Genomic DNA, 25,825 nt, shown 5'->3' with positions numbered 1-25,825 from the left:
CTGCTCGCGGCTATCTGTTAAATAATGACCGTATTGGTTAGAAGCAATATGGTCAGGCTCGTAGAGATTTGAGAGAGATTTCCAATGCGTCCATCCAGGGGGTTTACGTTGGTGGAGTTGATGGTCACCTTAGCGGTGCTTGCCATCATCGTCTCCATCGCGGTGCCGAGCTTCAGTGAGCTGATTCGCGCAAATCGTGCGCAAACGCAGGCCAATCTGTTGCTCAAATCGTTAAATCTTGCACGTAGTGAAGCTATCAAGCGTGGTGTGGCAGTTCGCGTTTCTGCCTTGGATAACGGCAATTGGCACTTGGGGTGGCGAGTTTGGACTGACCTGAATGCTAATGGCGCGTTTGACAACGGTGAAATACTCAGGCTGTTCCCCGCGTGGGGTGGGGGGGAGACCCTTACCTCTCAGGCGACTGAGGTGATATTCACGTCCGGGGGGCGTTTGGCTGGTGTAGCCGCAGGGGGCAACAACAATTTCGCCTACGACGTAGGGCAGAGCTATTGCAAGTACGAGCGCATCATCAGTATCAATGCCGTGGGGCGTGCCACGGTTACCCCCAAGGAGTGCGGAACATGAGCCTCATACGTCAAGCTAAAGGCTTTAGCCTCATTGAAGTTCTGGTGTCCATGCTGGTGCTGGGCATCGGTATTCTGGGCATGGCCGGTTTGCAGCTTAATGCCATGAAGCTCAACCAGACAGCAGGTGTTCGCTCCCAGGCGACCTTTCTGGCCTACGATATCGCTGACCGGATGCGCGCCAACACTCCGGCGGCACTGGCAGGGTCCTACGATATTGCCCTAACAGCTAATGCGCCTTTGGGAGCAGCCATAGCCGCCAAGGACCTCAGAGCTTGGAAGGCTGCATTAGCGAGCCAGTTGCCTGCAGGGACTGGGTCCGTGGCACGTAACGGCCAAGTTTTGAATGTGGTTGTGCAGTGGGATGAAAGCAAGGTGGGCGGGGCACCTGCGCAACAGTTCACCTTTGCAACTCGCCTGTGTGAGAAGAATTGCCTATGAATCGTTCTCTCATGCCCCGTCACAGTCGTGGTCTCAGCCTGATTGAGTTGATGGTGGCGTTGGTATTAAGCCTGGTAATTGGTGCTGCCGTTCTACAAATGTTCTTGGCCAGTAAAACCACTTACCGCGTGCAGGACGCCATGGCGCGTGTTCAGGAAAATGGTCGTTTTGCCGTGAGCTTTTTGGCAAGTGATATACGCATGGCGGGCTTTATGGGCTGCGGTAATCTCAATGAGATAGCGATTAACGTGATTGCCAATCCCGCCCCCATCGATGCAACCAATCCCTTGGGGCAGGTTATCGGCGGCATCAATAATGTTGGTGCGACCAATGCCTGGAATGCTGTAGCTGGTACGGATGTACTGTCTATTCGTCGGGCTTCGAGTGCAGGTGTAAGTCTCGTTGGTAATATGGCAACTGATAATGCAAATATCCAAGTTGCAAATAACGATTTGGGTCTAGTTGCCGGCGATACACTTTTTCTTTCTGACTGCCTTTCTGCAGATATTTTTAGAGCAACTAACGTGTCCTCGGGGGGCGGAAAAACGACCATTGCTCATGCCAATAATTCTAATACCAGTAATAACCTGAGCAAGGCATATGGTGCAGACGCAGAGCTTCTAGCGTTTGAAAGTATCACTTATTTTATTCGCGATACTGGGCGTAAAACTGCGTCCGGTGCGCCGGTCAATGCGCTGATGGTCGAGCGAAAGTTTGCCAATCGTAGTGATGCCAGTGCCAATCCCGTAGAACTGGTTGACGGTGTGCAAGATATGCAGCTCGAATATGGCGTCGCAACGGGCGCCAATATGATCGCGAGTGATTACCTTACCGCGAATGCTGTCACCGATTGGACGAAAGTGGTGAGTGTACGCTTCAGTCTACTACTGCAGAGTATTGACGGTAATGTTGTGGCGAGCTCCGGCGCCGCCTCGCAGGTACTCAGTTTTAATGGGGCAGCTGTTCCTGCAGACGGCCGGCTGCGGCAGGTTTTTGGATCGTCCGTAGCGATAAGGAATCGTGTGCGATGAAATTAGAGAACGCCGGTAGTTTTATGCAAACAAGCCGATATCAGCGAGGCTCTGCTCTGATTATCAGCCTGGTTTTTTTACTGCTGCTGACCATGATCGGTGTGACGTCGATACAGGACTCAACTCTGCAAGAGCGCATGGCCGGTAATGAACGTGACCGTAACCTCGCGTTCCAGGCTGCCGAAGCAGCGCTGCGTGAGGCTGAGGCTTTTTTGCGTGAAAATAGTCCCGCGTTCACCGCCAGTGGTACGGGAGGCCTGCTTAGCCCTTCCTATAACGGGTTAAAACCATGGGCAGCAACTTACCCTTGGGCCACGCGTTCCCAGGCGGGTAGCAGCCTGACCGGTGTAAGTGCCGCCCCCCGCTACGCAATCGAGTGGATCACCACCCAGGCAATTGGTCCCTCGGACCAGATTGATGTGGTCACCATAAATTCTTATCGCATCACGGCGCGAGCCGTGGGTGGTTCGACAGATGCAGTTGTGCTGTTGCAGGCGACCTATAGTCGTTGAGGAGAAATAAATGCGTACTGTAAAAAATGTCCTCGCTGGAGCGGCTTTGACGTTCTATCTGACAGCTCCTGCTTATGCAATTGGTCCCTTGCCCAATCAACCGTTGTTCTTGTCCTCGGCGGTATCACCGAACGTGATGTTGCTGGTGGATAACTCCGGGAGTATGGCAAATATTATTCAGCCAGCCGGAGTGTTGCTAAGTAATTTTCCAGCCGTAGCTTACCTTAATAGTAATGGTAACTACGTATTTGCCCCTCTTTCGGATGGAAATATATCTATTTCTGCTGTGCGGCGTGATGATTGTGAAAGTGGTTATAAAGCTTTATGGTCAGTTGTAAATGGAAGCAGGACTACTAAACGCTGCTATAGGTTTCCTGATCCCGTTGGTGATGGTGTCACTCGATATACTGGTAAATACCTCGCTTATATCTTCAATACATTTACTGCTGCGAGTAATGATCTGCTGGCGCAGTCGGATAGCGCCGTGCCAAAGAGTTTCCGCATGCAGGTGGCGCGCGATTCAGCCAAAGGTATCGTCCAGGCAAATCGCAGTATGCGCATAGGACTGTCAACGTTTAATGCGCCTAGGACCGGTAACAGTGGTCCTGGCGGCAGTATTACGCAGGAGGTCAAAAGTCTCTCTCCTGTGAGCGGTGTAACCCAGACTCAAGCTGATCAGAACTATACGAGTCTTATTTCCGGAATAGACGCTCTGGAGCCGGAAGCCAACACTCCGCTGGCCGAGACTTATTATGAGGTCACCCGTTATTTTCGTGGCCTAGAGCGTTATCAGGGTAGCGGCTCCGGCAGCTACACCAGCCCCATTCAATACCGCTGCCAGAAAAACTTCGGCATAGTTGTGACCGATGGTTTACCGACCCATGACCGCAGTTTCCCCGAGGACGATCCTGATCGTGACAACCCGAATGTTGCTGGGGCCAACAACCTGCCGAACTGGGATGGGCTGCAACCGGCGGTTGGTCAGGCTTATTCAGACGGTAATGCGCCGGATGACAGCAGTCGCAATGGTGAGGGGGACACATTATTTCTTGATGACATTGCTAAGTTTGCATTCGATATCGATCTAAAACAGACAGGTACTGATCAGGCTGGTAAAAGTTTTAACGATAAGGCATTTCTTAAACAGAATATGCTCACCTATACAGTGGGCTTTGCGCTGGATAACCAGATGTTGCTTGACGCCGCCGAGTACGGAAAGGGCGTCTACTATACTGCGTCTGATTCGGCGAGCCTGAGTTCGGCATTGAACGCTGCCTTGCAATCGATTCGTGATCAAACCAGTTCGGCCTCGGCGATTACAGCCAACTCCACACGCATTCAAGAAGACAGCCTGATTTATCAGTCGCGCTTTAACAGTGCTGACTGGACGGGCGAAGTGCGTGCTTTCCGTGTAAATGAAGATGGCTCCGTTGGTAGTCAAGCTTGGAGTACGAATGAGGCGGGCAAGATTCCAGCAGCAAGCGGCCGTAATATTTTTACCTTTAATGGTTCCGCCGGTACTTCTTTTTTATGGAGTAATCTGACCCTCGAACAAAAAACTAGCTTGTATAAAGCCGCAGATGACACTGAAGCTAATGCCATGCTGCGTTTGGATTGGTTGCGTGGGGGGAACGACGGCGTCGCGCTGGGTGCGCCCTATGCTAGTAGTAAGTTGCGCTCACGCAACGCTGCATTGGGCGACATCATCAACTCGGACCCCAAGTTCGTCGGCGAGCAGAATAATGGTTACAACGTGCCTAATACTGACGCGACTGGTGAACCGGCGGATAGTTATTTCGATTATCTAACGGCTAAGGCAAGCAAGACACCTTTGCTCATCGTTGGCGCCAACGACGGTATGGTGCATGCGTTCAATGGTGATACCGGAAGCGAAGTGTTTGCCTATGTGCCCTCTACGGTATTCAAGAAGCGTACGGCTACTCTTGGAGCAACCCCTGGTTTGTTGGCATTGACTGAGCCTGAATATGATCATCAGTTCTATGCTGATGGGGCTTTTGGTCTAGGTGACGTGTATAACAATTCCTCTTGGAAAACCTATTTGGTAGGTGGTTTAGGTGCCGGCGGGCGGGGGGTTTTTGCTCTAAACGTAACAGCCCGTGATGCGTTTGGCTCTGCGGGAGTGCTCTGGGAGCGCACGGCGCCGGATATCAATACCACGAGCGGAGCTGATGCGGATTGGAACGATTTGGGCTATGTTTTTGGTGAGCCTACGATTGCTCGGGTTAAAACATCCAATAACGATGCCGGCACTTGGGTTGCGATCTTTGGTAATGGATATGCAAGTAATGGTGGAAAGGCTGCGCTGTATATCATTAATGCAACCAGTGGCACGTTGTTAAAGAAAATTGTGGTCAATGATCCTACAGCGGCCACCCTAGTCAACGGGCTCTCTACCGTTACAGCGTTTCTGGACTCGAATCGCTTTGTTACCCATGTGTATGGCGGCGACCTGCAAGGTAATCTTTGGAAGTTTGACCTTAGCGCCAGTAATACTAATAGTTGGGACGCTAAGCTGTTGTTCCAAGCGAAAAAAGGCACGGTTCGCCAGCCAATTACTAGTAAAGTACGGGTGGTTATCCATCCCAATGGCGGGCGCTTAGTCACTTTTGGTACGGGCAAATACCTAGAGGCTACAGATAAAACAAACACTGCGGTGCAGTCGCTCTATGGGATTTGGGATCGTGGTTTGAGTAATGATGGGACTGTTACCCAGGCCTCTCTGGTAGAGCAGACCATTACCTCGGAAGTGGCTAGCAATGGCCGGCAGTTTAGAACTGTTTCACAAAATACTGTGGATTGGAGTAGTAAATTCGGCTGGTATATGGACCTCAGGCCAAACTCCAGTACCGCCGTCGGTGAACGAGTCATAAGTATGCCGCTAGTAACGAATAGTAGGGTGTTGTACTCGACCTTTACGCCCTTGTCTGACCCTTGCTTGTCTGGGGGGGAGAGTTGGATTCTGGGGCTCAACGTGCTGACGGGTGGGCGTTTGGATAGTGCTGTTTTTGATGTTAATGGTGATCGTGTATTTGATCTTAAGGACAAAGTTGCCTGTGGCGGTAGTAGCACCTGCGATGCTAGTGGGTTTAAGTTAAATGACGGTAGCCTGGATTCGCCTGGATCTATATTTGGTGATGGCTTTGACTCGCTCTATAACTCGGGCCTCGGTGATGGTGGGATTGAGCAAAATACGGCTGCTGGTAGCGGTGGTGAACCTGGAAGAATGTCATGGCGGCAAGTCCAATGAAAGTGAATAAAGGCTTCAGCTTAATTGAACTTATGATAATCGTTGCGATTGTTGGGATTCTTGCTGCCATTGCTTACCCGAGTTACACCGAGTATGTAAATCGTAGTAAGCGGGCTGAGGCAACGGCGGCATTGCTCGAAGCGGCGCAAGCGCTTGAGCGGTACTATTCGGTCAACAATACGTATCTGAATGCAGGTGCTCTTGCAGCAGTTTTTGTTGCGCGTGTCCCGGCCTCAGGTGTTCAAAACTATGCGATTGCCGCGCAAGGTAATCCGACCGCGACTACTTACTTACTGCGGGCTACCCGTAATGGCAGCATGGCAAGCGACGCATGTGGTGACTTTCAATTAAGTCATGCCGGCGAGCGCAGTTTGGCAGCAGGTACTCACACCAAAGCGCTTGGTGATTGTTGGTGAATTTAAGTTGTTGATATAACGGGCCGCCTTTGCGGCCCGTTTTTTTGGAGGATACATGCACATCCTGATCGTCGGCGGTGGTGCTATCGGTTTGTTGTCAGCCTATGCGTTTGCTCAGGCTGGGGTGCAGATCTGTTTGCTGGAGCAAGGTCAGCTGGGTAGGGAGTCTTCCTGGGCTGGCGGCGGCATCGTTTCGCCGTTGTATCCCTGGCGTTACAGCCCTGCCGTCACTGCGTTGGCGCATTGGTCGCAGGATTTTTATCCGCGCTTGGCTGAGCAGTTGCTGGGGCAAACGCAGATTGATCCTGAGGTGTATGTCACCGGGTTGTACTGGCTAGACCTTGATGATGAGGCCGAGGCGCTGGCTTGGGCTGGGCGGCAAGGGCGAGCGCTGCAGTCGGTCGACATGGCCGTTGTGCAGCGTGCGGTGCCGGCGTTGGCGGCGGGCTTTGGGCGTGCGCTGCAGATGGCCGACGTAGCCAATGTGCGTAACCCGCGCTTGGTCAAAGCGCTGCGGGCGGCGCTGCAGCAGATGCCGAATGTCACCGTGCATGAGCACTGCGCGGTCAGTGGTTTTATTCGCGACGGTGGCCGTATCACCGGTGTTCAGACTGCGCAGGGGGATATGCAGGCCGATCAGGTGGTGCTCGCGGCCGGCGCATGGAGTGGAGCGTTGATGAAGACGCTTGGCATCGAGTTGCCAGTGGTGCCGGTCAAGGGGCAGATGATTTTGTACAAGTGCTCCGAGGATTTTTTGCCCGCCATGGTGCTGGCCAAGGGGCGCTATGCGATTCCACGGCGGGATGGTCATATTCTGATTGGAAGCACCCTTGAACATGCCGAGTTCGACAAAACCACGACTGAAGAAGCCTTGGTTAGCTTGAAAGCCTCGGCGGTTGAGCTGCTGCCGGCTTTGGCGGATGCTGAGGTGGTGGGTCATTGGGCGGGGCTACGGCCGGGGTCGCCTGAGGGCATTCCGTTTATTGGGCCGGTGCCGGGATATGACGGTCTGTGGCTGAACTGCGGGCATTACCGCAATGGTTTGGTCTTGGCGCCTGCGTCCTGCCAGTTGCTGGCTGATTTGATGCTAGGGCGCGAGCCGATTGTGGACCCTGCGCCCTATGCGCCGGCTGGGCGGTTGAATTCAACTGTTTGAGCGGATGGGTTTGGGAGGGGCTTGCTGCAAAAGCCCTCCCACAATTTACTGCTCGCCTTAGTCGATGCCGAGCTTTTTTAGCCGGTAGCGCATCGAGCGAAAGCTCAGGCCTAGGCGCTGCGCGGCGGCGGTGCGGTTCCAGCGGGTTTCTTCCAAGGCCTGCATGATCAACTTGCGCTCAATCGCTTCCAGGTGATCTTCTAGGTTGTCGATCTGCGCAAGGCTGGTTTCGCCGTTTTCGCTGGGGGCGCTGCAGTCGGCTAGGCGCAGATCGCCGGCGGTGATGCGGTCGTCTTCGCACAGGGTATAGGCCCGTTCGAGCATGTTCTCCAGCTCACGTACGTTGCCGGGGAAGCGATAACTTTTAAGCTTTTCTAGGGCGTCCTCGTCCAGTTTTGCTGGGGTGAGGCCTGTGCCTTCAGCCAGGCGCTTTAGCATGCTGTCGGCTAGTAGGGCAATATCTTCGCGGCGCTCGCGCAGGGCGGGTACGCGCAGTTCGATCACGTTGAGGCGGTAATAGAGGTCTTGGCGGAAGCGCTCAGCGGCAACTTCACCGGCGAGGTCCTTGTGGGTGGCGCAAAGGATGCGCACATCGACGACCAGTTCTTGTTGTCCGCCGACCGCCCGCACGGCTTTTTCCTGGATTGCGCGCAGCAGTTTGACCTGCATCGGCAGTGGCAGATCCGCCACCTCATCGAGGAACAATGTGCCGCCATTGGCAGCTTGGAATAAGCCCTGTTTATCTTCGATGGCGCCGGTAAAGCTGCCTTTCTTGTGGCCGAAGAACTCGCTCTCCATTAGCTCGGTGGGGATCGCGCCACAGTTGACCGGCACGAAAGGCTGCTCGCTGCGTGAGCCTTGCTCGTGGATCAGCCGTGCCACCAGTTCCTTGCCGCTGCCGGACTCGCCGCTGATGTACACCGGTGCTTGGCTGCGGGCCAGTTTGAGAATTTGTTTGCGTAAGGTTTTCATCGGCGGCGAGTCGCCGAGCAGGCGGCTGTCTACGGGCCGCTCTTCGCCATCGGCGCTACGCAAGCGTAAGGCTGCAGCGACCAATTCACGCAGGCGGCCGAGATCAACCGGCTTGGTCAGAAAGTCAAAAGCGCCAGCTTTCAAGGCATTGATCGCGGTATCCAGGCTGCCGTAGGCGGTGATCATCGCCACGGGTACTTGTGGGTGGCGCTGCAGAATGTGCTGCACCAGCTCCAGGCCGGTGCCGTCGGGCAGGCGCATGTCGGTCAGGCAAAGGTCGAAGGACTCCTTGGCCAGCCATTCCCGCGCTTCTTTGACGTTGCGTGCACTGCGAGTGTCGAGCTTCATTCGCCCCAGGGTGATTTCCAGGAGTTCGCGAATATCGGGTTCGTCATCGACGATCAGGGCTCTCTGGCGGGTCATGGTCAGCTCAGTTTGCGCGGGTGGGCGAAGGTGATGCGTAGGCAGCTGCCGCCACCTTCGCGAAGTTTGTAGTCGAGGCGGGCCTGATTGCTTTCGCACAGTTCGCGGGAAATATACAGACCCAGGCCGGTGCCTTTATTTTCTGTGGTGTAAAACGGCTCGAACAGGTGGTGCCGCTGCTCTTCAGATACGCCGGGGCCGTCGTCGAGTACTTCCAGTACGGGCAGTTCGCTGTCGGGGTCGCGGTACAGGTTCAGCCAGACTTGTCCCTGTTTATTCTTCTGCGCGCTATAGCGCAGGCCGTTTTCCACCAGATTACTTAACACCTGTGTGAGCTGGTGCGGGTCCATGCGCGTCTGAATGCTGCCGCTGGTTGTTTGCAGGTGCAGTGTCTGATTCGGTGTGGCGCTGTTACGGAACTCGCTGGCGAAGCGATGCAGCCAGTATTTTAGGTCGAGCAGTTGCGGTTCAGCCTGGCGTCGCCGCGAGAGCTGGAGAACGTTTTCGATCACCAGATTCATCCGTCGCGAATGGTCTTGAATGATCTGCGCCAGGCGCAGGTCTGGACCTTCCAGGTCTTCCGACTCCTGCAGCAGCTGGGCGGCGTGGCTGATTGCGCCCAGCGGGTTGCGAATTTCGTGAGCGATGCCGGCGGTCAGGCGGCCCAGTGAGGCCAGTTTGAGTTGTTGCGCCTGCTGAGCAATTTCCGAGATGTCATCGAGGAAGATCAGTGTGTGTTTATGTTTGTCGCGTTGCAGGGCGATAAAGCTCGGTTGCAGCACGCGAGCAACGGGGGCGGCCTGCAGGCTGGCCGGGCGCAGACTGGGATTGTGCGCCCATTGCTGCATGCGCTTGATCAATTGCGGGCTGTGCGCGTCGAGAATTTTGCCCGTCAGGTCGGCATGCCCTAGCAGGTGATTCGCACCTTGATTGGCCAGCAGCACGCGATGCATTTCATCCAGCACCAGAATGCCGGTGCGCATACGTTGCAGGATCAGCGCGTTCAAGGCTTCCAGATTGGCGACGTCGGCTGCACGCTGCTCGGCCAGGTTTTCACTGACCTGCAGGCGGCGCGTAAGGCCCTGCACAAACAGCGCGGCAGCAAAGCACAGCGCGCCAAATGCGCCCACCTGCACGTACTGAGCGGAAGCCGCCGGCCGGCTGAGGCTGAGGTAGAACGTCAGGTAGATCATGCCAATCGCCGCAACGGCAGCAATCAGCAGGCCCGTGCGCCCTCGCAAGAGGATGTTGGCGATGGCCACGGCGACAATCAGCAGGTTGCCAATGCCGCTGGGCGTGCCGCCGGCGGCATAGAACAGGCCAGAGAGCAAAATGACATCGACCAACGCCAGGCTGAAGACTTGTGCCAAGCGTTTTGGGCGGCGCACGGTGGCCATGAACAGGATGTTGAGCACCAGGTACAACCAGCTGCCGTTTCGAAACAACATGGGCTGCGCCATGTCCAACAGCTCGGTGTGGATGTCGCTGTAAACCAGTAGAACCAGGGTAACGCCGATGATCAGGCGGTATAGGTGGTAGAGCCGCAAAACCCTCCAGCTCTGCTCGCCGCTCAGGGCAAAGTCAGAGCCCATCGCTGAGTGAGCCTTGTTCTAAATGGGCCTGGCTGCAGAACCATTGCTGTTCTTTGGCGAGCGCATGCTCGCGCGGCACATGGATGCCGCAGTGCTGGCAGCGCACCATGGGCGCAGGCTTTTGCGACGCGTCTGGCGTTTGCGGGCGTGTGCTTTTAGGTCTAGTAAGGCGTCGCCACAGCCAGAAGGCGGCAGCCACGATGGCAATCCATAACAGCAAGCGGAACAGGCCCATAGCGCTCTCTTCATATTGGCAGGCCGGCAGTTTAGCTAACCCACCCGCAGGCGCCCAGCGTTCAAACGGTGACCCAAGCGTTGTTATGAGTATCGGCTGTTATCAGCGCTCATCGCTCAAGGGAGGTCTGGTGAGTAATTCAGCCCAGGCCTAAGGTGCTTTGCGGCTAATCCAGTTTGTGGAAGAAGCTGTCAATGAGCGATGAGCCCTCAACGAGAGTAAGCAATCTGTATCAGCCAATTGCGGGTGCGCGCCAATAAAAAGGGAGGCCGAAGCCTCCCTGATGCGGTGTTGCGCTGGCTTAGTCGAACACGCCAAAGGTCAGGTAGCTGAACCATGAACGGCTCGGTGCTTCAGCACTGTCGGCTTTCAATTCATCCGGGATCAGCTCTTCAGCATCTTCGTACTGGCGGATTACGTCTTGGCTGGCGCGGGTTTCGCCCGGCGGCAGCGGGGTGTCTGTTTCGATCAGGCCCAAGGTGGCTTTGGCCATCCAAGAGCGTGTATCGGCATCTTCTTCTCGTGGCACGAATTGGCCGTCAACCAGGCTTGGGTGATCCGGGTAGTTGAGCTTGAGGGTTTCCAGGCTGGTGGCGGCCAGGTCATCCAGGCTCAGGCGCTGGTAGGCTTCGGTCATTACTGCTAGGCCATCGCCAACGGCTGGGGTTTCTTGGAAGTTTTCCACCACATAGCGGCCGCGATTGGCTGCTGCCACGTAGGCGTTACGCGTCAGATAGTAGTGCGCCACGTGAATTTCATAGGCTGCCAACAGGTTGCGCAGGTAAATCATGCGCTGCTTGGCGTCTGGGGCGTAGCGGCTGGTCGGGAAGCGGCTGGTCAGTTGTGCGAACTCGTTGTAGGAGTCGCGCGCAGCACCTGGGTCGCGCTTGGTCATATCCAGCGGGACAAAGCGCGCAATCAGACCGCGGTCCTGGTCGAACGAGGCGAGCCCCTTGAGGTAGTAAGCGTAATCGACGTTGGCGTGTTGCGGGTGCAGGCGGATAAAGCGGTCGGCTGCAGACTTGGCAGCTTCCGGCTCAACGTTCTTGTAGTAGGCGTAGATCAGCTCCAGCTGCGCCTGCTCGGCATAGCGGCCGAACGGGTAGCGTGATTCCAGCGCCTTGAGCTTGGCGACGGCGCTGGTGTAGCTATTGTTGTCCAGGTCGGCCTGTGCCTGCTGGTAGAGTTCGGCCTCACTCAGGTTTTCGTCGACCACTTGTTTTGACGAGCAGGCGGCGGTGAGGGCGAGGATTGCGATCAGCAGCAGGTGTTTCACTTGCATGGCGGCTTGCGTCCCTGTGACGGCGGCTGTCTTGAGCAAAGCCGTCCTGTTATGATGAGCGCCCCCGGTACCCCTGGGGCAAAGACGCCGTATTTAACCACAAGCGTGTAGCCGAAACCAAAGGCTAGACCTTCAGACTTTCCCGCCGTTGCCGAGCATGCCCTCTATTAATAAGCAGATTATTCAACTGAACGCCGAGGTGCCCTATGAAATGGGCGGTCAACGCCTCGATCAAGTCGCCGCACTCCTGTTCGCCGAGCACTCGCGTTCGCGTCTGTCTGCCTGGATCAAAGAGGGGCTGCTGACCGTCGATGGTGCGGTATTGCGTCCGCGCGACATCGTCCATGGTGGGTCTTTGCTTGCACTCACTGCTGAGCAAGAAGCCCAAGGCGAGTGGATTGCCCAGGACATCGCGCTGAACATCGTCTACGAAGACGAGCAGATTCTGGTCATCGACAAGCCGGCAGGCTTGGTCGTACACCCGGCGGCAGGCCATGCCGACGGTACCTTGCTCAACGCGCTGTTGCACCACGTGCCGGACATCATCAATGTGCCGCGTGCAGGCATCGTCCATCGCCTGGACAAGGACACCACCGGTTTGATGGTGGTGGCCAAGACCATCGAGGCGCAGACCCGTCTGGTTGATCAGCTGCAGAAGCGTACCGTCAGTCGCATCTATGAGTGCATCGTGATTGGTGTGATCACCGCCGGTGGCAAGATCAATGCACCGATCGGTCGTAGTTCTTCGCAGCGTCAACGCATGGCCGTGAGTGATGGCGGCAAGCCGGCGGTCAGCCACTACCGTGTGCTTGAGCGCTTTCGCTCGCACACGCATGCGCGCGTTAAGCTGGAAACGGGACGTACGCACCAGATTCGGGTGCACATGAGTCATATCGGTTATCCGCTGGTAGGTGACCCTGTTTATGGTGGTCGTTTCCGTATTCCGCCAGCGGCTAACCCGAGCATGGTGCAGACCCTCAAGGAGTTCCCGCGTCAGGCGCTGCATGCGCGCTTCCTTGAGCTGGACCATCCGATCAGCGGCGAGCGGATGAAATGGCAATCGCCATTGCCGGATGACTTTGTCTGGTTGCTGACGCTGCTGCGTCAGGACCGTGAAGCTTTTATTGGGTGACAGGATGCACGACTGGTTGATGCCGCAATGGCCTGCACCGGCCAAAGTTAAAACCTGTGTGACCACCCGCAGCGGTGGGATCAGCGCTGCGCCTTACGACAGTTGCAACCTGGCAGAGCATGTTGCTGATGACCCGCAAGCGGTGTTTAAAAACCGCCAGCGTTTAGTCAGCCTGCTGGGCTGTAAGCCGAGTTGGTTACAACAGGTGCACGGTGTCGAGGTGGTAGAAGCCAACCCAGCTGCAGTGCTTGAAGCCGATGCCAGCTGGACCAGCAAATCAGGCGTGGCCTGCACGGTGATGACGGCGGACTGTCTGCCGGTATTGTTTTGTGATCGCGCCGGTACGCGCGTGGCGGCAGCTCATGCCGGTTGGCGTGGGCTGGCGGGTGGCGTACTGGAGGCGACGCTGGATAAGCTGGCGGTACCGGCCGATCAGGTGCTGGTCTGGCTGGGCCCTGCGATTGGGCCGCAGGCCTTTGAGGTTGGCGTTGAGGTACGCGAGGCCTTTATGGCTCAGCATGCGCAAGCAGCTGAAGCATTTGTGCCAAGCAGTAATCCCGACAAGTTTATGGCCGACCTCTACCAGTTGGCGCGTATTCGCCTGGCCGCCCGCGGCGTTGAGGCTGTGTACGGTGGTGATTTTTGTACCTTTAGCGACCCCCGCTTCTACTCCTATCGCCGTTCGGCGCAGACGGGGCGCTTTGCCAGCCTGATCTGGCTGGGCAATTAACATAGCTGCGCCGGCAATCGGCGCAGTTTAATAGTGGGTTGGTAGCAGCCTGCTCTGGCCGTTCAGCACGGTCAGTCTTTGCTGGTGCGCGTATGTCGCTATGCGAACCTGTTGATCTTCGTCAACCCCTTTGGGCTTGAAACTCGCACAATCGTCCTCATCTACTCTTCATCACGCAGGTTATCTGTTTGGGCGCGATTCATTGTGCCGGCCTGCCACCACTAAGAGGGTTGAAAGTTTATGCGTATTGATCGTTTAACTAGCAAGCTGCAACTCGCGCTATCTGATGCGCAATCCTTGGCTGTCGGCCTTGACCATGCTGCTATCGAGCCGTTGCACCTGATGCAGGCGCTGCTCGAACAACAAGGCGGCTCAATCAAGCCTTTGCTGATGCAGGTCGGTTTTGATGTCAATAACCTGCGCCTGGCCTTGAGCAAAGAGCTGGATCAGCTGGGCAAAATCCAGAACCCGTCTGGCGACGTCAACCTATCGCAAGACTTGGCGCGCCTGCTAAATCAGGCCGATCGCCTGTCGCAGCAGAAGGGCGATCAATTCATCTCCAGTGAGCTGGTCTTGCTCGCGGCGATGGATGACAACACCAAGCTCGGCAAACTGTTGTTAGGTCAGGGCGTCAGCAAAAAAGCCTTGGAAAACGCCATTGCCAACCTGCGTGGCGGTGATGCGGTGAATGACCCCAACGTCGAAGAAAACCGCCAGGCCTTGGATAAGTACACCGTTGACCTGACCAAGCGCGCCGAAGAAGGCAAGCTCGACCCGGTCATCGGCCGTGACGATGAAATTCGTCGCACCATTCAGGTCTTGCAGCGCCGCACCAAGAACAACCCAGTGCTGATCGGTGAGCCCGGCGTGGGTAAAACTGCCATCGTCGAGGGTTTGGCCCAGCGCATCATCAATGGTGAAGTGCCGGATGGCCTGCGCGACAAGCGTGTCTTGTCGCTGGACATGGGCGCGCTGATCGCCGGTGCCAAGTTCCGGGGTGAGTTTGAAGAACGCCTGAAGGCGGTACTCAATGAACTGGGCAAGCAGGAAGGCCGGGTCATTCTGTTTATCGACGAACTGCACACCATGGTTGGCGCCGGTAAAGGCGAAGGCTCGATGGATGCGGGCAACATGCTCAAGCCGGCTTTGGCCCGCGGTGAGCTGCATTGCGTCGGTGCGACCACGCTGGATGAATACCGCCAGTACATTGAAAAAGATGCGGCGCTGGAGCGGCGCTTCCAGAAAGTACTGGTGGATGAGCCCAGTGAAGAAGACACCATTGCCATTCTGCGCGGTTTGAAAGAGCGCTATGAAGTGCACCATAAGGTGGCCATTACGGATGGCGCGATCATTGCGGCGGCCAAGCTGAGCCATCGCTACATCACTGACCGTCAGCTGCCGGATAAGGCCATCGACTTGATCGACGAGGCGGCCAGCCGTATCCGTATGGAAATCGATTCCAAACCTGAGGTGCTTGATCGCCTGGAGCGGCGTCTGATTCAGCTCAAGGTGGAGAGCCAGGCGCTGAAGAAGGAAGACGACGAGGCGGCCATTAAGCGCTTGGAAAAACTCAAGGAAGAAATCGCCCGGCTGGAGCGCGAATACGCCGACCTGGAAGAAATCTGGAAGTCGGAAAAGGCTGAAGTGCAAGGGTCCGCGCAGATCCAGCAAAAAATCGAGCAGTCGCGTCAGGAGCTTGAAGCGGCGCGGCGTAAAGGCGACCTCAACCGCATGGCTGAGCTGCAGTACGGGATTATCCCTGACCTGGAGCGCAGCCTGCAGATGGTCGACCAGCACGGCAAAACTGAGAATCAGCTGCTGCGCAGCAAGGTCACCGAGGAAGAAATTGCCGAAGTGGTCTCGAAGTGGACCGGTATCCCGGTCAGCAAGATGCTTGAAGGCGAGCGCGACAAGCTGCTGAAAATGGAAGGCTTGCTACACCAGCGGGTCATCGGTCAGAACGAGGCTGTGGTCGCGGTGGCGAATGCGGTGCGGCGCTCGCGGGCCGGATTGTCTGACCCGAATCGGCCGAGCGGTTCGTTCCTTTTCCTCGGCCCGACTGGGGTCGGTAAGACGGAGCTGTGCAAGGCGCTGGCCGAGTTCCTCTTTGACACTGAAGAGGCGCTGGTGCGTATCGATATGTCCGAGTTTATGGAGAAGCATTCCGTGGCGCGGCTGATCGGTGCACCGCCAGGCTACGTCGGTTATGAGGAGGGTGGTTACCTGACCGAAGCCGTCCGCCGTAAGCCCTACTCGGTGATCTTGCTGGATGAGGTGGAGAAGGCTCACCCAGACGTGTTCAACGTGCTGCTGCAGGTGTTGGAGGATGGCCGTCTGACAGACAGCCACGGTCGCACAGTGGACTTTAAGAACACGGTGATTGTGATGACCTCCAACTTGGGCTCCGCACAGATTCAGGAGCTAGTGGGGGATCGCGAGGCGCAGCGTGCTGCGGTGATGGATGCGGTCGGTACACATTTCCGTCCGGAGTTCATCAACCGTATCGATGAAGTGGTGATTTTTGAGCCGCTGGCCCGTGATCAGATTGCCGGTATTGCGCAGATTCAGCTGGTGCGCTTGCGTGAGCGTTTGGCTGAGCGTGAGCTGAGCCTGGAGTTGTCTGACGAGGCAATCGATAAGCTGGTTGCTGTCGGTTACGACCCGGTCTATGGCGCGCGTCCACTCAAACGTGCGCTGCAGCGTTGGGTCGAAAACCCCTTAGCGCAGCTGATTCTGGCCGGCAAGTTTGCCCCAGGCAGTTGTGTGCAGGGTAAGGTTGAGGCTGATGAGATCGTCTTCAGCTAAGGCCGTAAGATAAAAACACCCCGGTTCAGCGAGCGCTGACCGGGGTGTTTTTTTGCGCTGATTAAAGGTGTTTGAGCAGGGTTTCCAGCGCAGCCGCCTGGTCCTCGGCCAGGTCAATGATGTGAAAGCCTGCCCAGCAATGCTGGCCGTCCGCGCCGGGACGGCTCCACAGGCAGTCGGCCCCGAGGGTTATTTCACTGACACCCTCAATCAACTGCTCGCTGACCAGGCGACATTCCACCAGTTCGTCGGCGGCCAGCGGAGTGTCGCTGAACAGCATGAAGCCATCGGCGGAAAGGTCGACAACACGGCCCAGGCGCTGCCCGGAGCGTAAGTCGAAGACTTCCAGCTGCACATCGGCGCTATGCCGGTTATGCAGGCGACGTTCGTCATCCATACAGGTTCCTTATTCTGGGGTCTCGGCCGTGCGCCCGGTAAAACGCTGCAGCACGCGGTAAATAGCGGTTAGAGCGCGGTCCATCAGCGGCGCGCCTCGTTCGGGGGTGACGATGCGTGCCAGGCCCTGTTCCATTTCTGTAGCCAGTTGAGTGAGTGGCTTGATCGCCACGCGTTGGCCGCTTTGGTCGACAAACATGTAGTTGCGGGTGGTGGGGCTGAACCAGGACAGCTTGAGCATGCGCACCTGGGCTCCGTCGGCGAATTCAAACCAGGTGCCGAACTCGATATGACCCAGCTCCTTGGCCAGTGCCTGCGCGCGGACCGAGAGTGTTGATGCACGCGGCGCGTGGGTGGCCAATGCGGCGTCTTCACCGAGCATGGCGGCCAGTGGGCTTGCCGGCATGCTCGCAGTGAGTTTGGTGGCCAGCTGCGGTTGTTTGGCTTGTACCGCATGCTGGCAGGCCACGAGGTCCTGCAACAGGCGGCGAATACCGTCCTCGTGATAGCCGCCGAGTAACTCCAGGCCTTTACGCAGGCTTTCAAGCAGCGGCACGCGTAGTTTTTGCAAGCGCTCGCGCCCAGTGTCGTCGAGCAGGGTGCCGCTCCACGCCAGTTGCTCGGCAGCCTCGCAGGCGCGTTGCCATTCGGCGCTGTGCTCGCCATTGCGCAGCAGCACGAATACCAGCACGTCGGTCCAAGTCAGCTCGAGGAAGTTGCGGATGATGCTTGGCGGCTGGCGATTGCTCAGGCTGTTGGCGATCACTTCGACCGCGTGCTGGCGGGCGCCAAGCAGCTTGTCGCGACCTTTGGCGGCTTCCACGGCGCGGCGTTCGCGCAGTTCGACTTTGTGCCTAAGGGTTGCGACGAATTCGTTGAATTCATTTAGCAGCCCTTCAAACAGCTGCAGATCCCCCGTGAAGTTATGGATAACCCGTTCGACCACCCATTGCATCTTGGCCAGCAAACCGCGCTCATCACCTTCGCTGCCATACAGCACGCCGGCCTGGGCCATGGCGTTGAGTAAGCGCCGGGCAGGGTGGTGGTGCTGGGTGAACAGTGCTTTGTCCTGCAGGGCTACCTTTAGATAAGGCGTGTGCAGGTGCGACAGCGTGGTCTTGCAAGTGTCGGGCAGGTTGTCGTCATCGAGAATAAAGTCAAACAGCATGCCGACTAGGTCGATGACGTCAGCTTCTTGGTCAGACACCTTTTGCTGCCCGGGCAGCGTGCTGTGTGCCTCAAGCTGCTGCTGCAGGTCGGCCTTGAGACCATCCACTTGCTGCGGGTGCTGCAGGCGTTGCGACAGGTCACTGGCCGACTGCTGTTGCATGCGGTTGAGCGCATCCAGCAGGGCGGAAGCGCTGTAAGTACTCGTGGCCTCGCGTGGGGTGAAACTGGCAATACTGCGGGTGCCGCCAAGCAAGGGGGCGTCAACGTTGCGCTGGCGGTGTTCGCCCAACAGTGTGGCCAGGCTGCCCAGCAGTTCGAGCGGGTCGCTGGGCGGCGGGCCGCTGAGGTCGCTGCTGTATGGCTGCCCGCCAGGTGAAGGGGCCGCGGTGCTTGCGGCATTTATGCTGCTGGCGCTGCTCTCGGTTGCCTGTTCGCTTGCTGCGGTTGCAGTCGTTGCCTTGGGGCTGGCCAGCTGAGTATTGCGCTGCGCGGTGTACTTGAGGTTTGGCAGTACGCCGGCATCAATCAGGCGTTGATTAAGCGCGCCATAGAGGCCTTCCAGGCTCTGCATGACGTGGGTGTCAAACAGGCTATAAAGGATGATCTTTATCCGCAGCGGGAACGGGCAAGGCGCCAGGGCGTCACGGAAGGCCTGGGCAATCATCTGTGGGCCGAAGGGGTTGGTGTCTTCGCCCAATTTCTGCCCGTTATTTAATAAAGCCAGGCGTTGTTCCAAGGCAAACAATGGTTGAGCGCAGCGTGCTTTAACCCGGCTGACCATATTGGTGACTTGCAGGCTTTCTTCATAATCCTCGTTTTGCACCAGCGCCATTTGCTCGGCGTTCAGCCCGCTTACGCTAGGTTGCGGCTTGAGCTTGCCGTCGAGGAAGTCGGAGAGGTTCTGCGCAATCTGTTGATGGTAGCGGCGCTCTATATGTGGACGTTGCTTGCGAATCTCGCGCATGTTGTCGAAGAACAGCGTTTGCACCTGATTGTTTTCGGCTTTTTCGGCGCATTCAAACAGTGCGTCATCGACTTGGGCGAAGACTTTTACCAGGTGTTCGGCCAGGCGGTTCATCACCAGTTTGCGACAGCTTTGCACCAGCTCACCGAAGCGTGGCTGAATGCCACGATTTGCAAGGGTCTGCACGGAGGCGGGAGAGGTTGGTGGCGTGCCCTGGTTACTCATGGACTTTCCTGACTGAGGCCTTACGGCAAATGCGTCCTGCAATGATCACAGACACCGTGAAGATATAGCAGCCCATCACGCAGCTGCAAATCATTGTACTAAAAGCAATTTTAGGGGTTGACAGGTCAGCGATAAACCGTAAAATGGCGCGCCTCAGACAAGCGAAACGAATTAACAAGCGGTTCGGTTATTTGAGAAAGGAAGCAAGTAGTTCCGCGATAGCTCAGTCGGTAGAGCAAATGACTGTTAATCATTGGGTCCCAGGTTCGAGTCCTGGTCGCGGAGCCAATCTTTCATCGGGGTATAGCGCAGTCCGGTAGCGCGCCTGCTTTGGGAGCAGGATGTCGGGAGTTCGAATCCCCCTACCCCGACCATTTTTGGGTCGTTAGCTCAGTTGGTAGAGCAGTTGGCTTTTAACCAATTGGTCGTAGGTTCGAATCCCACACGACCCACCATTTCAAGCACGCTTGAAAGTAAAAAACCCGCCTAGTGCGGGTTTTTTATTGCCTGTGATTTACCGTTTCAATATTGATTAGGGTAGTGGGCAAGGCCAGGCCTTGCCCGCACGGGCATCAATGCAATTTCAGGCGAGGCTCAGTGCTGCGGCCGATTCGGTCGCCGAGCATCATCAGCAGTGTGCGGGTTACGCCGTACAGCGCAATCTGGTGCATGCGGTAGAGCGATACGTAGAACATCCTGGCCAGCCAGCCTTCGAGCATGACGCTGCCGGTCAGGTTGCCCATCAGGTTGCCAACCGCTGAGAAGGTCGACAGTGAGATCAGTGAGCCGTAATCACGGTAGCGGTATTCCGGCAGGGCCTTGCCCTCGATGCGCAGCTTCAGTGATTTCGCCAGCAACGACGCTTGCTGGTGCGCCGCTTGTGCGCGCGGCGGCACGTTGCGCCCGTTGTTGCCAGGTTGTGGGCAGGCGGCGCAGTCGCCGAAGGCAAAGATGCTGTCGTCTAGGGTGGTTTGCAGTGTCAGGCGTACTTGCAGCTGGTTGATGCGATTGCTTTCCAGGCCGTCCAGCCCTTTGAGGAAATCAGGTGCGCGAATGCCTGCCGCCCAGACCTTCAGCGTGGCCGGGATGACCTGACCTTGTGCGGTATGCAGTGCGTCGCGGGTGACCTGGCTGACGGCCGCGCCGGTAAGCACGGTAACGCCGAGTTTCTCCAGGGTTTTGTGCACCGGCTGGCTGATGCGCTCCGGCAATGCTGGCAGCACGCGCGGACCGGCTTCGATCAGGGTGATGCGCATATTCTCCGGGCTGATTCGGTCCAGGCCATAAGCCGCCAGCTCGCGCGCTGCATGGTGCAACTCGGCCGCCAATTCAACGCCTGTGGCGCCGGCACCGACGATTGCAACATTAATCAGCTCGGTGGTTTCGCTCTGGCTGGCATGGGCGCGCAGGTAATGGCTGAGTAGCTGGCGATGAAAGCGCTCGGCTTGCTCGCGGGTGTCGAGAAACAGGCAGTGCTCGGCGGCGCCGGCGGTGCCGAAGTCATTGGTGGTGCTGCCCACGGCAATGACCAGGCTGTCGTAGCTCAGCTCGCGAGCAGACATCAGCACCTGGCCGTGGTCGTCCAGGGTTGCGGCTAGGCTGATGCGTTTTTTCATGCGGTTTAGGTCGCACATCCGCCCCAGTTGGAACTCGAAATGGTTCCACTTGGCTTGCGCCACGTAGTTCAATTCGTCGCCCGAGGAGTTCAGTGAGCCCGCAGCCACCTCGTGCAGCAGCGGTTTCCAGATGTGCGTCAGGTTGGCGTCAACCAGGGTTATCTTGGCTTGGCCACGCTTACCCAGGGTTCTACCCAGGCGGGTGGCAAGCTCCAGTCCACCGGCGCCGCCGCCGACAATTATGATTTGATGAGTCATCAGGCACGCTCACAAGGCTTTTAAGAATAAGTGGTGAGTCGCTGTGGGCGAGCGCGAAGCGGCTCATAGCACCAGTCGACTCAGCAGGCGGCTCAGCAGGCCCAGGCCAATCGTGGTGATCACGATGACCAGTAACAGTCGCCAAACCTTGAACGGTTGGCGTTCGACCTGATGCTGCGGAGCGCTGAGGTATTGCTCGACACGTTTTTGATCATCAGGGTTCAGGCGACTGGACATAGGTGCCTCGAATAAAAGGGCGGGTGGGCAATGGGTTGGTGCTGCCGGCCGAGGGGGTGGCATTTTAGCGGCGCGGCTTACAAAGGCTCAACGCGCAGGGCGTCATTTAAACGAATAATGCCCCCTTGTAGCACGCGCGCGGTAATTCCACCGTGGCCGCGCATGGCTTGGAACGTACCAAGCCCCAGGCGTTCTTCCAGTTTTGCGCAGGGTTGGCACCAGCCAGTGGTTTCCAGAATCGCCTGGCCGAGGCGAAAGCGCCGGCCTTTGAGGCTAAACAGGTTGATCCCGCTGATGGCGATATTACGGCGCAGCTCAGGCGCGGTAATTGGCTGTTCGGTCGGTCGGCCCATCAGGGCGCTGATAACCGCTAGGTGCTCCCATTGGATCAGTGTCACTTGCCTCGCGTTACGCGGGCCTGGGCGGCTGTGATCGCCGGTGAGGCCGGCTTCGCGGCGCGCTTCGACAGCATCTAATTCGATCATCGTTGCCCGTGAAGCCGGGCGCACGCCAATCCAGCGCACGCAGCCTTGTTGCGGGACTGCTGCGAGCAGTTCATGCAGTGGACTCATAGGCTGATACCTACATCAAAAAGCACCGAGCGGCCGAGGTTGTTGCGCAGAAAGTCGGGCGCATCGGGGTGGGCGAAGAGCACGCGAGCAAAGGTTGGGCCGACCAGTGACAGTGAGCGCCAGCCCTGACGAAGAAACTCGGTGGGCGGTGGGAAGTGGCTATTGAAATCCGGTACGGCGCGTTTCAGGTTGACGTAAGCAAGCAGGTCCAGTTCGCCGAGGTCAAGGCCGCGCTCTTTGTAGTTATGGGCTTTCTTGCGCAAGGTGGGCGTTAGCCGCTGTTGTAAATCGGCGGCGGCGATACGCCGGGGTTTGACTTCGCGGCGCACCAGTTGGCTGAGGGAGAATGCGCTGCGTCGTCGCTCCAGTTCCGCGCGCCATTCATCATTCAGCCGGCGCCCTTCGTCGAGTACAAAGAACACTTCAAAGCTGGCATCACGAAATAACACATCAGGCGGCTCATGGTCGGCGGCGCTGAATTCATCCAGGCGATGCCTGACGTTTAGCGCTTGCAGCAGGCGCTGGCAAACCCAACGCTCGCGTTCCCACTTGCGCGCATTGGAGAGAAAGGCGTTGGCTTGTTCGGCCTGGTGCGTCAGTAGGCGCAGGTAGTCTGAATCATCCATGCGCTCAGCTTAGCCTGCGCAGCTGGGTTGTAGGTACCCCTCTATGTGGGTTGTTTCAGGCTTTTCAACGGCTGGCTACGCGCAAGGCATGGCAGCGGTTGTAGACTGCACGCGTCACAACAATTGCAGGGGAGTTGTTCTCGATGATTGCCGAGCACTTACTGTCTTCTACCAGCCTGGTGATGGGTTGGTTGATCTACATCCCGCTGCTGTGTTGGGCGATTTGGCGTGCGCCCTGGGTTGAGCTATGCAGTGATTTACGTCGGCAGCATCTGCTCGGCGGCACAGCCTTGGCGCTGTTTGTGCTGTGGTTGGTGCGGCGCGATTTCGACTCGGGATTGTCTTACCACTTTATAGGCATGACCGCCGTCACCTTATTGCTGGACTGGCCGCTGGCCATGCTGGTGGGGCTAGTTGCTCAGCTGGGATTGCTGGCGCTGGGTAGGCATGACCTGGCTGCGCTAGGTGTAAATGGCGTGCTGTTGGTGGCGATCCCCGTGTGGGTCACAGAGGCTTGCGCGCTCTGGGTCGAGAAAAAGCAGCCGCGCAATTTGTTCGTTTATATCTTTTTTAACGGCTTCTTCGCTGCGGCGCTGGCGGCCTTGCTGTTTATCGTGGTCGCCTTCTCGTTGCTTTGGCTGGACGGCTTGTTCCCGATGCCGCCCTGGTTAGACGATTTCATCGGCTATCTCTGGCTGGTGATTTTCCCCGAAGCCTTTATCAACGGCATGCTGGTGACTGCGTTGGTGGTGTTTTACCCGGATTGGCTAGAAACCTTCAACCGCACGCGTTATCTCGCCGCGCCCTGGAAGGATGATGATCTGCCGCGCTGATGGTGCATGCTTCAGGGCTCTGATTGCACGGCACGGATTGATCCAAATCAAGCCAGGCTCGCCGCTGTGCGCCATTGTTCATGCATCTATCAGGAGTGCGCGATATGGGTGTGCATGAGTGGGCAAGACAAACAATTGAGCAGAGCTTGCAGGGTGAGAGCGCGCAACACTTTGATCAGGCCATGGCCTTGCGGGCGTTGCTTAGCGCCGTGATCGAACGTAGCCGGGGTATGCGTAGCGCAGTAGATCTAGCCGCAGAGCTGCAGTTTCTCGCCGACAACTTGGATGATGAGCGCGATTACAGTTTTATGCGGCCCTGATGATCAATGCTCGCGTGGCGGCAGTTCGCCAGAAAACAGATCGTCTTCCAGTGGGTTGCCGGCAATCGCGTGTTCTTCTGCGGCCCAAGCGCCAAGATCAATCAGCTTGCAGCGTTCGCAGCAGAAGGGGCGGCTTGGGCTTTGCGGGCCCCACTCCACAGGTGCGCTACAGGTGGGGCAGGTGACTAAAGTTGGCGTGCTCATGCTTGGCCTCCGCGTAGGGTCAGGTAAAAGTTATGCAGTCGTTCTACTTCGGCTTGTAGCCCATGCAGATCTTGGTCGTTGAGCAACACATCATGGGCGTGGCTTAGGCGTTCTTCACGGCTGGCTTGGGCCTTGAGAATGGCCTGCACCTGTTCGCTGGAGCTTTGGTCGCGGGCCATGGTGCGCTCTATTTGCAGCTGCTCAGGCGCATCCACCACCAATATGCGCTGCGTCAGCTTGTGCTGGCCGGATTCAACCAGCAGCGGCGATACCAAAATGGCGTAGGGTGATTCTGCACGAGCGAGGTACTGGGCTATTTCCTGGCCGATCAGCGGATGCAGCAAGGCTTCAAGCCAGCGCCGCTCGGACGCATCGGCAAAGATCCGCTTGCGCAGTGCGGTGCGATCAAGCTGCCCATCAGTGTGCAGAACCTCAGCCCCGAAATGCTCGACTATTTTAGCCAGCGCCGGCTTGCCGGGTTCAACCACCCAGCGCGCTGCATGGTCAGCGTCAACCACATGCACGCCCAGGTCGATAAAGTGCTGGGCGACAGCGCTCTTGCCACTGCCGATACCGCCAGTAAGGCCAAGAATCCAGGGTTTTACAGTCAAAGTATGGCGCTCGTGTCGGTGATTCAGGGGGGGGCGATTGTAGGGCGGATTCAGGAGCGAAGCGAACAACCCGCCACGAACCTAGAGCCCGGCAATCCGCAGGTAGCGGGCCGTGATTTGCTTGCCCCTGCTTTTGTAGGGACGGTTAGCGGCGCTAGCGCTGATTATGGGTACGCCACGCCATTCGAGCGCGGCGTACCCACCATTGGATTTTCTCGGTAGAACGCCATGGTGGGTTACGGCGCGTTGAGAGCCGATGGTGTTTGCGTGATCCTGGTTCGCGCCTAACCCACCCTATGGATTATTGCAGCAGCCCAGATGTAGTTCGGGCTGCTGCGCTATATCAGAACCTGGCAATCTGCAGGTAGCTGGCGGTGATCTGCTCGCCCCAGAGCAGTGCAAACCAGCCGGCAATCGCCAGGTAGGGGCCGAACGGGATCGGTGTGCTGGTTTCGGCGTTACGCAGGCGCAGCATGATCAGGCCGAGTACTGCGCCAACCAGCGAGGACAATAAAATCGTCAGCGGTAACACCTGCCAGCCACCCCAGGCGCCCAGCATGGCCAGCAGCTTAAAGTCGCCATAACCCATGCCTTCCTTGCCAGTGACCAGCTTAAACAACCAATAAACTGACCACAGACTCAGGTAGCCGGCAATCGTGCCCCACAGTGCATCTTCCAGGCTGGTAAATACGCCAAAACTATTGGCAATAAGGCCAAGCCACAGCAGCGGCAGCACCAGTGAATCCGGCAGCAACTGGTGATCAGCATCAATCAGGCTCATCGCCAGCAAGCCCCAGGTCAACAGCAGCATCGCGCCGGCCTGCCAAGTAAAACCAAAGTGCCAGGCAATGTAGGCCGAGAGCAAACCGCAGGTCAGCTCAATCAGCGGGTAACGCAGGCTAATCGGCGCTTTACAGCCGGAGCATTTACCGCGCAGAAACAGGTAGCTGATAACCGGGATATTTTCCCAAGGCTTTATTTCATGGGCGCAGTGCGGGCAGCTTGAGTTGGGTAATACCAGGTTGAAGGTTGCTGTCTGCTGCTCGGCGGGCAGTTCTAATATTTCGCGGGCCTGTTCGCGCCAGTCGCGCTGCATCATTTTCGGCAGGCGGTAAATTACGACATTGATAAAACTACCGATCAGTAAGCCAATCAGCAGCGCACATAAAATAAAGGCATGAACATGGCCGGCCCAAAAATCGATTAAGGCCATA

General features: G+C 57.2%; 25 protein-coding genes and 3 tRNA genes. 15 read left to right on the top strand and 13 right to left on the bottom strand.

Annotated features, from left to right (window positions below; translation table 11 throughout):
- Positions 1 to 84: 84 nt before the first annotated feature.
- Genes AC0J6G_RS13630 through thiO form a run of 7 tightly spaced genes read left to right on the top strand, consistent with a single transcriptional unit; the run spans position 85 to position 7,408 of the window.
- The gene (locus AC0J6G_RS13630) at positions 85 to 585 is read left to right on the top strand and encodes a GspH/FimT family pseudopilin (protein ID WP_475248542.1); all 501 of its coding nucleotides are present in this window, start codon (positions 85 to 87) and stop codon (positions 583 to 585) included.
- Positions 582 to 1,025: a type IV pilus modification protein PilV gene (pilV, locus tag AC0J6G_RS13625; protein WP_475248540.1), complete on the top strand. Its 444-nt coding sequence runs from the start codon at positions 582 to 584 to the stop codon at positions 1,023 to 1,025. Before AC0J6G_RS13630 ends, pilV begins: the two co-directional genes overlap by 4 nt.
- Positions 1,022 to 2,056, top strand: a complete 1,035-nt coding sequence (locus AC0J6G_RS13620) for a PilW family protein (RefSeq protein ID WP_475248538.1) — start codon at positions 1,022 to 1,024, stop codon at positions 2,054 to 2,056. The genes pilV and AC0J6G_RS13620 overlap by 4 nt, the downstream gene beginning before the upstream one ends.
- A complete protein-coding gene (locus AC0J6G_RS13615; protein ID WP_475248536.1) occupies positions 2,053 to 2,568 on the top strand; it encodes a pilus assembly PilX family protein in 516 nt (171 codons plus the stop codon). The genes AC0J6G_RS13620 and AC0J6G_RS13615 overlap by 4 nt, the downstream gene beginning before the upstream one ends.
- A 10-nt stretch (positions 2,569 to 2,578) precedes the next feature.
- Positions 2,579 to 5,836 carry a pilus assembly protein gene (locus AC0J6G_RS13610; protein WP_475248534.1) on the top strand — a complete coding sequence of 1,086 codons (3,258 nt, stop codon included), beginning with the start codon at positions 2,579 to 2,581 and terminating at the stop codon, positions 5,834 to 5,836.
- The gene (locus AC0J6G_RS13605) at positions 5,833 to 6,252 is read left to right on the top strand and encodes a type IV pilin protein (protein WP_475248532.1); all 420 of its coding nucleotides are present in this window, start codon (positions 5,833 to 5,835) and stop codon (positions 6,250 to 6,252) included. The genes AC0J6G_RS13610 and AC0J6G_RS13605 overlap by 4 nt, the downstream gene beginning before the upstream one ends.
- A gap of 55 nt (positions 6,253 to 6,307) precedes the next feature.
- On the top strand, positions 6,308 to 7,408 hold the full coding sequence (gene thiO / locus AC0J6G_RS13600) for a glycine oxidase ThiO (protein ID WP_475248530.1): 1,101 nt from the start codon (positions 6,308 to 6,310) through the stop codon (positions 7,406 to 7,408).
- Positions 7,409 to 7,465: 57 nt separating this feature from the next.
- Here the strand turns inward: thiO and AC0J6G_RS13595 are convergent, their stop codons facing one another.
- The 4 genes from AC0J6G_RS13595 to AC0J6G_RS13580 all read right to left on the bottom strand — a co-directional run bounded on the left by AC0J6G_RS13595 (position 7,466) and on the right by AC0J6G_RS13580 (position 11,912).
- Positions 7,466 to 8,803 (bottom strand): sigma-54-dependent transcriptional regulator, encoded by a 1,338-nt coding sequence (locus AC0J6G_RS13595; protein ID WP_475248528.1) that lies wholly within the window; start codon positions 8,801 to 8,803, stop codon positions 7,466 to 7,468.
- 2 nt (positions 8,804 to 8,805) lie between these two features.
- Complete coding sequence (locus AC0J6G_RS13590; protein WP_475248526.1) at positions 8,806 to 10,395, bottom strand: sensor histidine kinase; 1,590 nt, start codon at positions 10,393 to 10,395, stop codon at positions 8,806 to 8,808.
- A complete protein-coding gene (locus AC0J6G_RS13585; protein ID WP_475248524.1) occupies positions 10,385 to 10,630 on the bottom strand; it encodes a PP0621 family protein in 246 nt (81 codons plus the stop codon). The genes AC0J6G_RS13590 and AC0J6G_RS13585 overlap by 11 nt, the downstream gene beginning before the upstream one ends.
- Before the next feature lie 301 nt (positions 10,631 to 10,931).
- Positions 10,932 to 11,912, bottom strand: a complete 981-nt coding sequence (locus tag AC0J6G_RS13580; protein ID WP_475248522.1) for an outer membrane protein assembly factor BamD — start codon at positions 11,910 to 11,912, stop codon at positions 10,932 to 10,934.
- 157 nt (positions 11,913 to 12,069) lie between these two features.
- Between AC0J6G_RS13580 and rluD the strand changes: the two genes are divergently transcribed.
- The 3 genes from rluD to clpB all read left to right on the top strand — a co-directional run bounded on the left by rluD (position 12,070) and on the right by clpB (position 16,579).
- Positions 12,070 to 13,044 (top strand): 23S rRNA pseudouridine(1911/1915/1917) synthase RluD, encoded by a 975-nt coding sequence (gene rluD / locus AC0J6G_RS13575; RefSeq protein ID WP_475248520.1) that lies wholly within the window; start codon positions 12,070 to 12,072, stop codon positions 13,042 to 13,044.
- A 4-nt stretch (positions 13,045 to 13,048) separates the two neighbouring features.
- Entirely contained in the window at positions 13,049 to 13,774 is a 726-nt protein-coding gene (gene pgeF / locus AC0J6G_RS13570; RefSeq protein WP_475248518.1) for a peptidoglycan editing factor PgeF, read from the top strand.
- A gap of 240 nt (positions 13,775 to 14,014) precedes the next feature.
- Complete coding sequence (clpB, locus tag AC0J6G_RS13565) at positions 14,015 to 16,579, top strand: ATP-dependent chaperone ClpB (protein ID WP_475248516.1); 2,565 nt, start codon at positions 14,015 to 14,017, stop codon at positions 16,577 to 16,579.
- Between the two features lie 61 nt (positions 16,580 to 16,640).
- Here the strand turns inward: clpB and AC0J6G_RS13560 are convergent, their stop codons facing one another.
- Positions 16,641 to 16,976 carry a PilZ domain-containing protein gene (locus AC0J6G_RS13560; RefSeq protein WP_475248514.1) on the bottom strand — a complete coding sequence of 112 codons (336 nt, stop codon included), beginning with the start codon at positions 16,974 to 16,976 and terminating at the stop codon, positions 16,641 to 16,643.
- A 9-nt stretch (positions 16,977 to 16,985) separates the two neighbouring features.
- Positions 16,986 to 19,334, bottom strand: coding sequence for a DUF1631 domain-containing protein (locus AC0J6G_RS13555; RefSeq protein WP_475248512.1), 2,349 nt, complete (start codon positions 19,332 to 19,334; stop codon positions 16,986 to 16,988).
- A 212-nt stretch (positions 19,335 to 19,546) separates the two neighbouring features.
- Here AC0J6G_RS13555 and AC0J6G_RS13550 point away from each other — a divergent pair.
- The 3 genes from AC0J6G_RS13550 to AC0J6G_RS13540 all read left to right on the top strand — a co-directional run bounded on the left by AC0J6G_RS13550 (position 19,547) and on the right by AC0J6G_RS13540 (position 19,789).
- Positions 19,547 to 19,622: transfer RNA gene (locus tag AC0J6G_RS13550), tRNA-Asn, on the top strand.
- Positions 19,623 to 19,631: 9 nt separating this feature from the next.
- A tRNA-Pro gene (locus tag AC0J6G_RS13545) sits at positions 19,632 to 19,708 on the top strand.
- Positions 19,709 to 19,713: 5 nt separating this feature from the next.
- Positions 19,714 to 19,789 (top strand) — tRNA-Lys (locus AC0J6G_RS13540).
- A 117-nt stretch (positions 19,790 to 19,906) separates the two neighbouring features.
- Here the strand turns inward: AC0J6G_RS13540 and AC0J6G_RS13535 are convergent.
- The 4 genes from AC0J6G_RS13535 to AC0J6G_RS13520 form a co-directional block, all read right to left on the bottom strand.
- Positions 19,907 to 21,208 (bottom strand): NAD(P)/FAD-dependent oxidoreductase, encoded by a 1,302-nt coding sequence (locus AC0J6G_RS13535; RefSeq protein ID WP_475248510.1) that lies wholly within the window; start codon positions 21,206 to 21,208, stop codon positions 19,907 to 19,909.
- A 63-nt stretch (positions 21,209 to 21,271) separates the two neighbouring features.
- The gene (locus AC0J6G_RS13530; RefSeq protein ID WP_475248508.1) at positions 21,272 to 21,445 is read right to left on the bottom strand and encodes a DUF3094 family protein; all 174 of its coding nucleotides are present in this window, start codon (positions 21,443 to 21,445) and stop codon (positions 21,272 to 21,274) included.
- Between the two features lie 77 nt (positions 21,446 to 21,522).
- Complete coding sequence (locus tag AC0J6G_RS13525) at positions 21,523 to 22,017, bottom strand: MOSC domain-containing protein (protein WP_475248506.1); 495 nt, start codon at positions 22,015 to 22,017, stop codon at positions 21,523 to 21,525.
- Positions 22,014 to 22,643, bottom strand: a complete 630-nt coding sequence (locus tag AC0J6G_RS13520) for a DUF1780 domain-containing protein (protein WP_475248504.1) — start codon at positions 22,641 to 22,643, stop codon at positions 22,014 to 22,016. Before AC0J6G_RS13520 ends, AC0J6G_RS13525 begins: the two co-directional genes overlap by 4 nt.
- A gap of 143 nt (positions 22,644 to 22,786) precedes the next feature.
- Between AC0J6G_RS13520 and AC0J6G_RS13515 the strand changes: the two genes are divergently transcribed.
- Both AC0J6G_RS13515 and AC0J6G_RS13510 read left to right on the top strand, forming a co-directional pair.
- Positions 22,787 to 23,476: an energy-coupling factor ABC transporter permease gene (locus AC0J6G_RS13515; protein ID WP_475248502.1), complete on the top strand. Its 690-nt coding sequence runs from the start codon at positions 22,787 to 22,789 to the stop codon at positions 23,474 to 23,476.
- A gap of 104 nt (positions 23,477 to 23,580) precedes the next feature.
- A complete protein-coding gene (locus AC0J6G_RS13510; RefSeq protein ID WP_475248500.1) occupies positions 23,581 to 23,796 on the top strand; it encodes a hypothetical protein in 216 nt (71 codons plus the stop codon).
- A 3-nt stretch (positions 23,797 to 23,799) separates the two neighbouring features.
- On the opposite strand, the gene yacG is transcribed toward AC0J6G_RS13510, so the two are convergent.
- The 3 genes from yacG to AC0J6G_RS13495 all read right to left on the bottom strand — a co-directional run bounded on the left by yacG (position 23,800) and on the right by AC0J6G_RS13495 (position 25,824).
- Positions 23,800 to 24,000, bottom strand: coding sequence for a DNA gyrase inhibitor YacG (gene yacG / locus AC0J6G_RS13505; protein WP_475248498.1), 201 nt, complete (start codon positions 23,998 to 24,000; stop codon positions 23,800 to 23,802).
- Positions 23,997 to 24,611 (bottom strand): dephospho-CoA kinase, encoded by a 615-nt coding sequence (coaE, locus tag AC0J6G_RS13500; RefSeq protein WP_475248496.1) that lies wholly within the window; start codon positions 24,609 to 24,611, stop codon positions 23,997 to 23,999. The genes yacG and coaE overlap by 4 nt, the downstream gene beginning before the upstream one ends.
- Positions 24,612 to 24,954: 343 nt before the next feature.
- Entirely contained in the window at positions 24,955 to 25,824 is an 870-nt protein-coding gene (locus AC0J6G_RS13495) for a prepilin peptidase (RefSeq protein WP_475248494.1), read from the bottom strand.
- Between the last annotated feature and the right edge of the window lies 1 nt (position 25,825).

The sequence above is a fragment of the Pseudomonas sp. TS_SC_3 genome (assembly GCF_056156225.1).
Note: the sequence above shows the minus strand (reverse complement) of the source record. Positions and strands in the feature narration are given on the sequence as shown.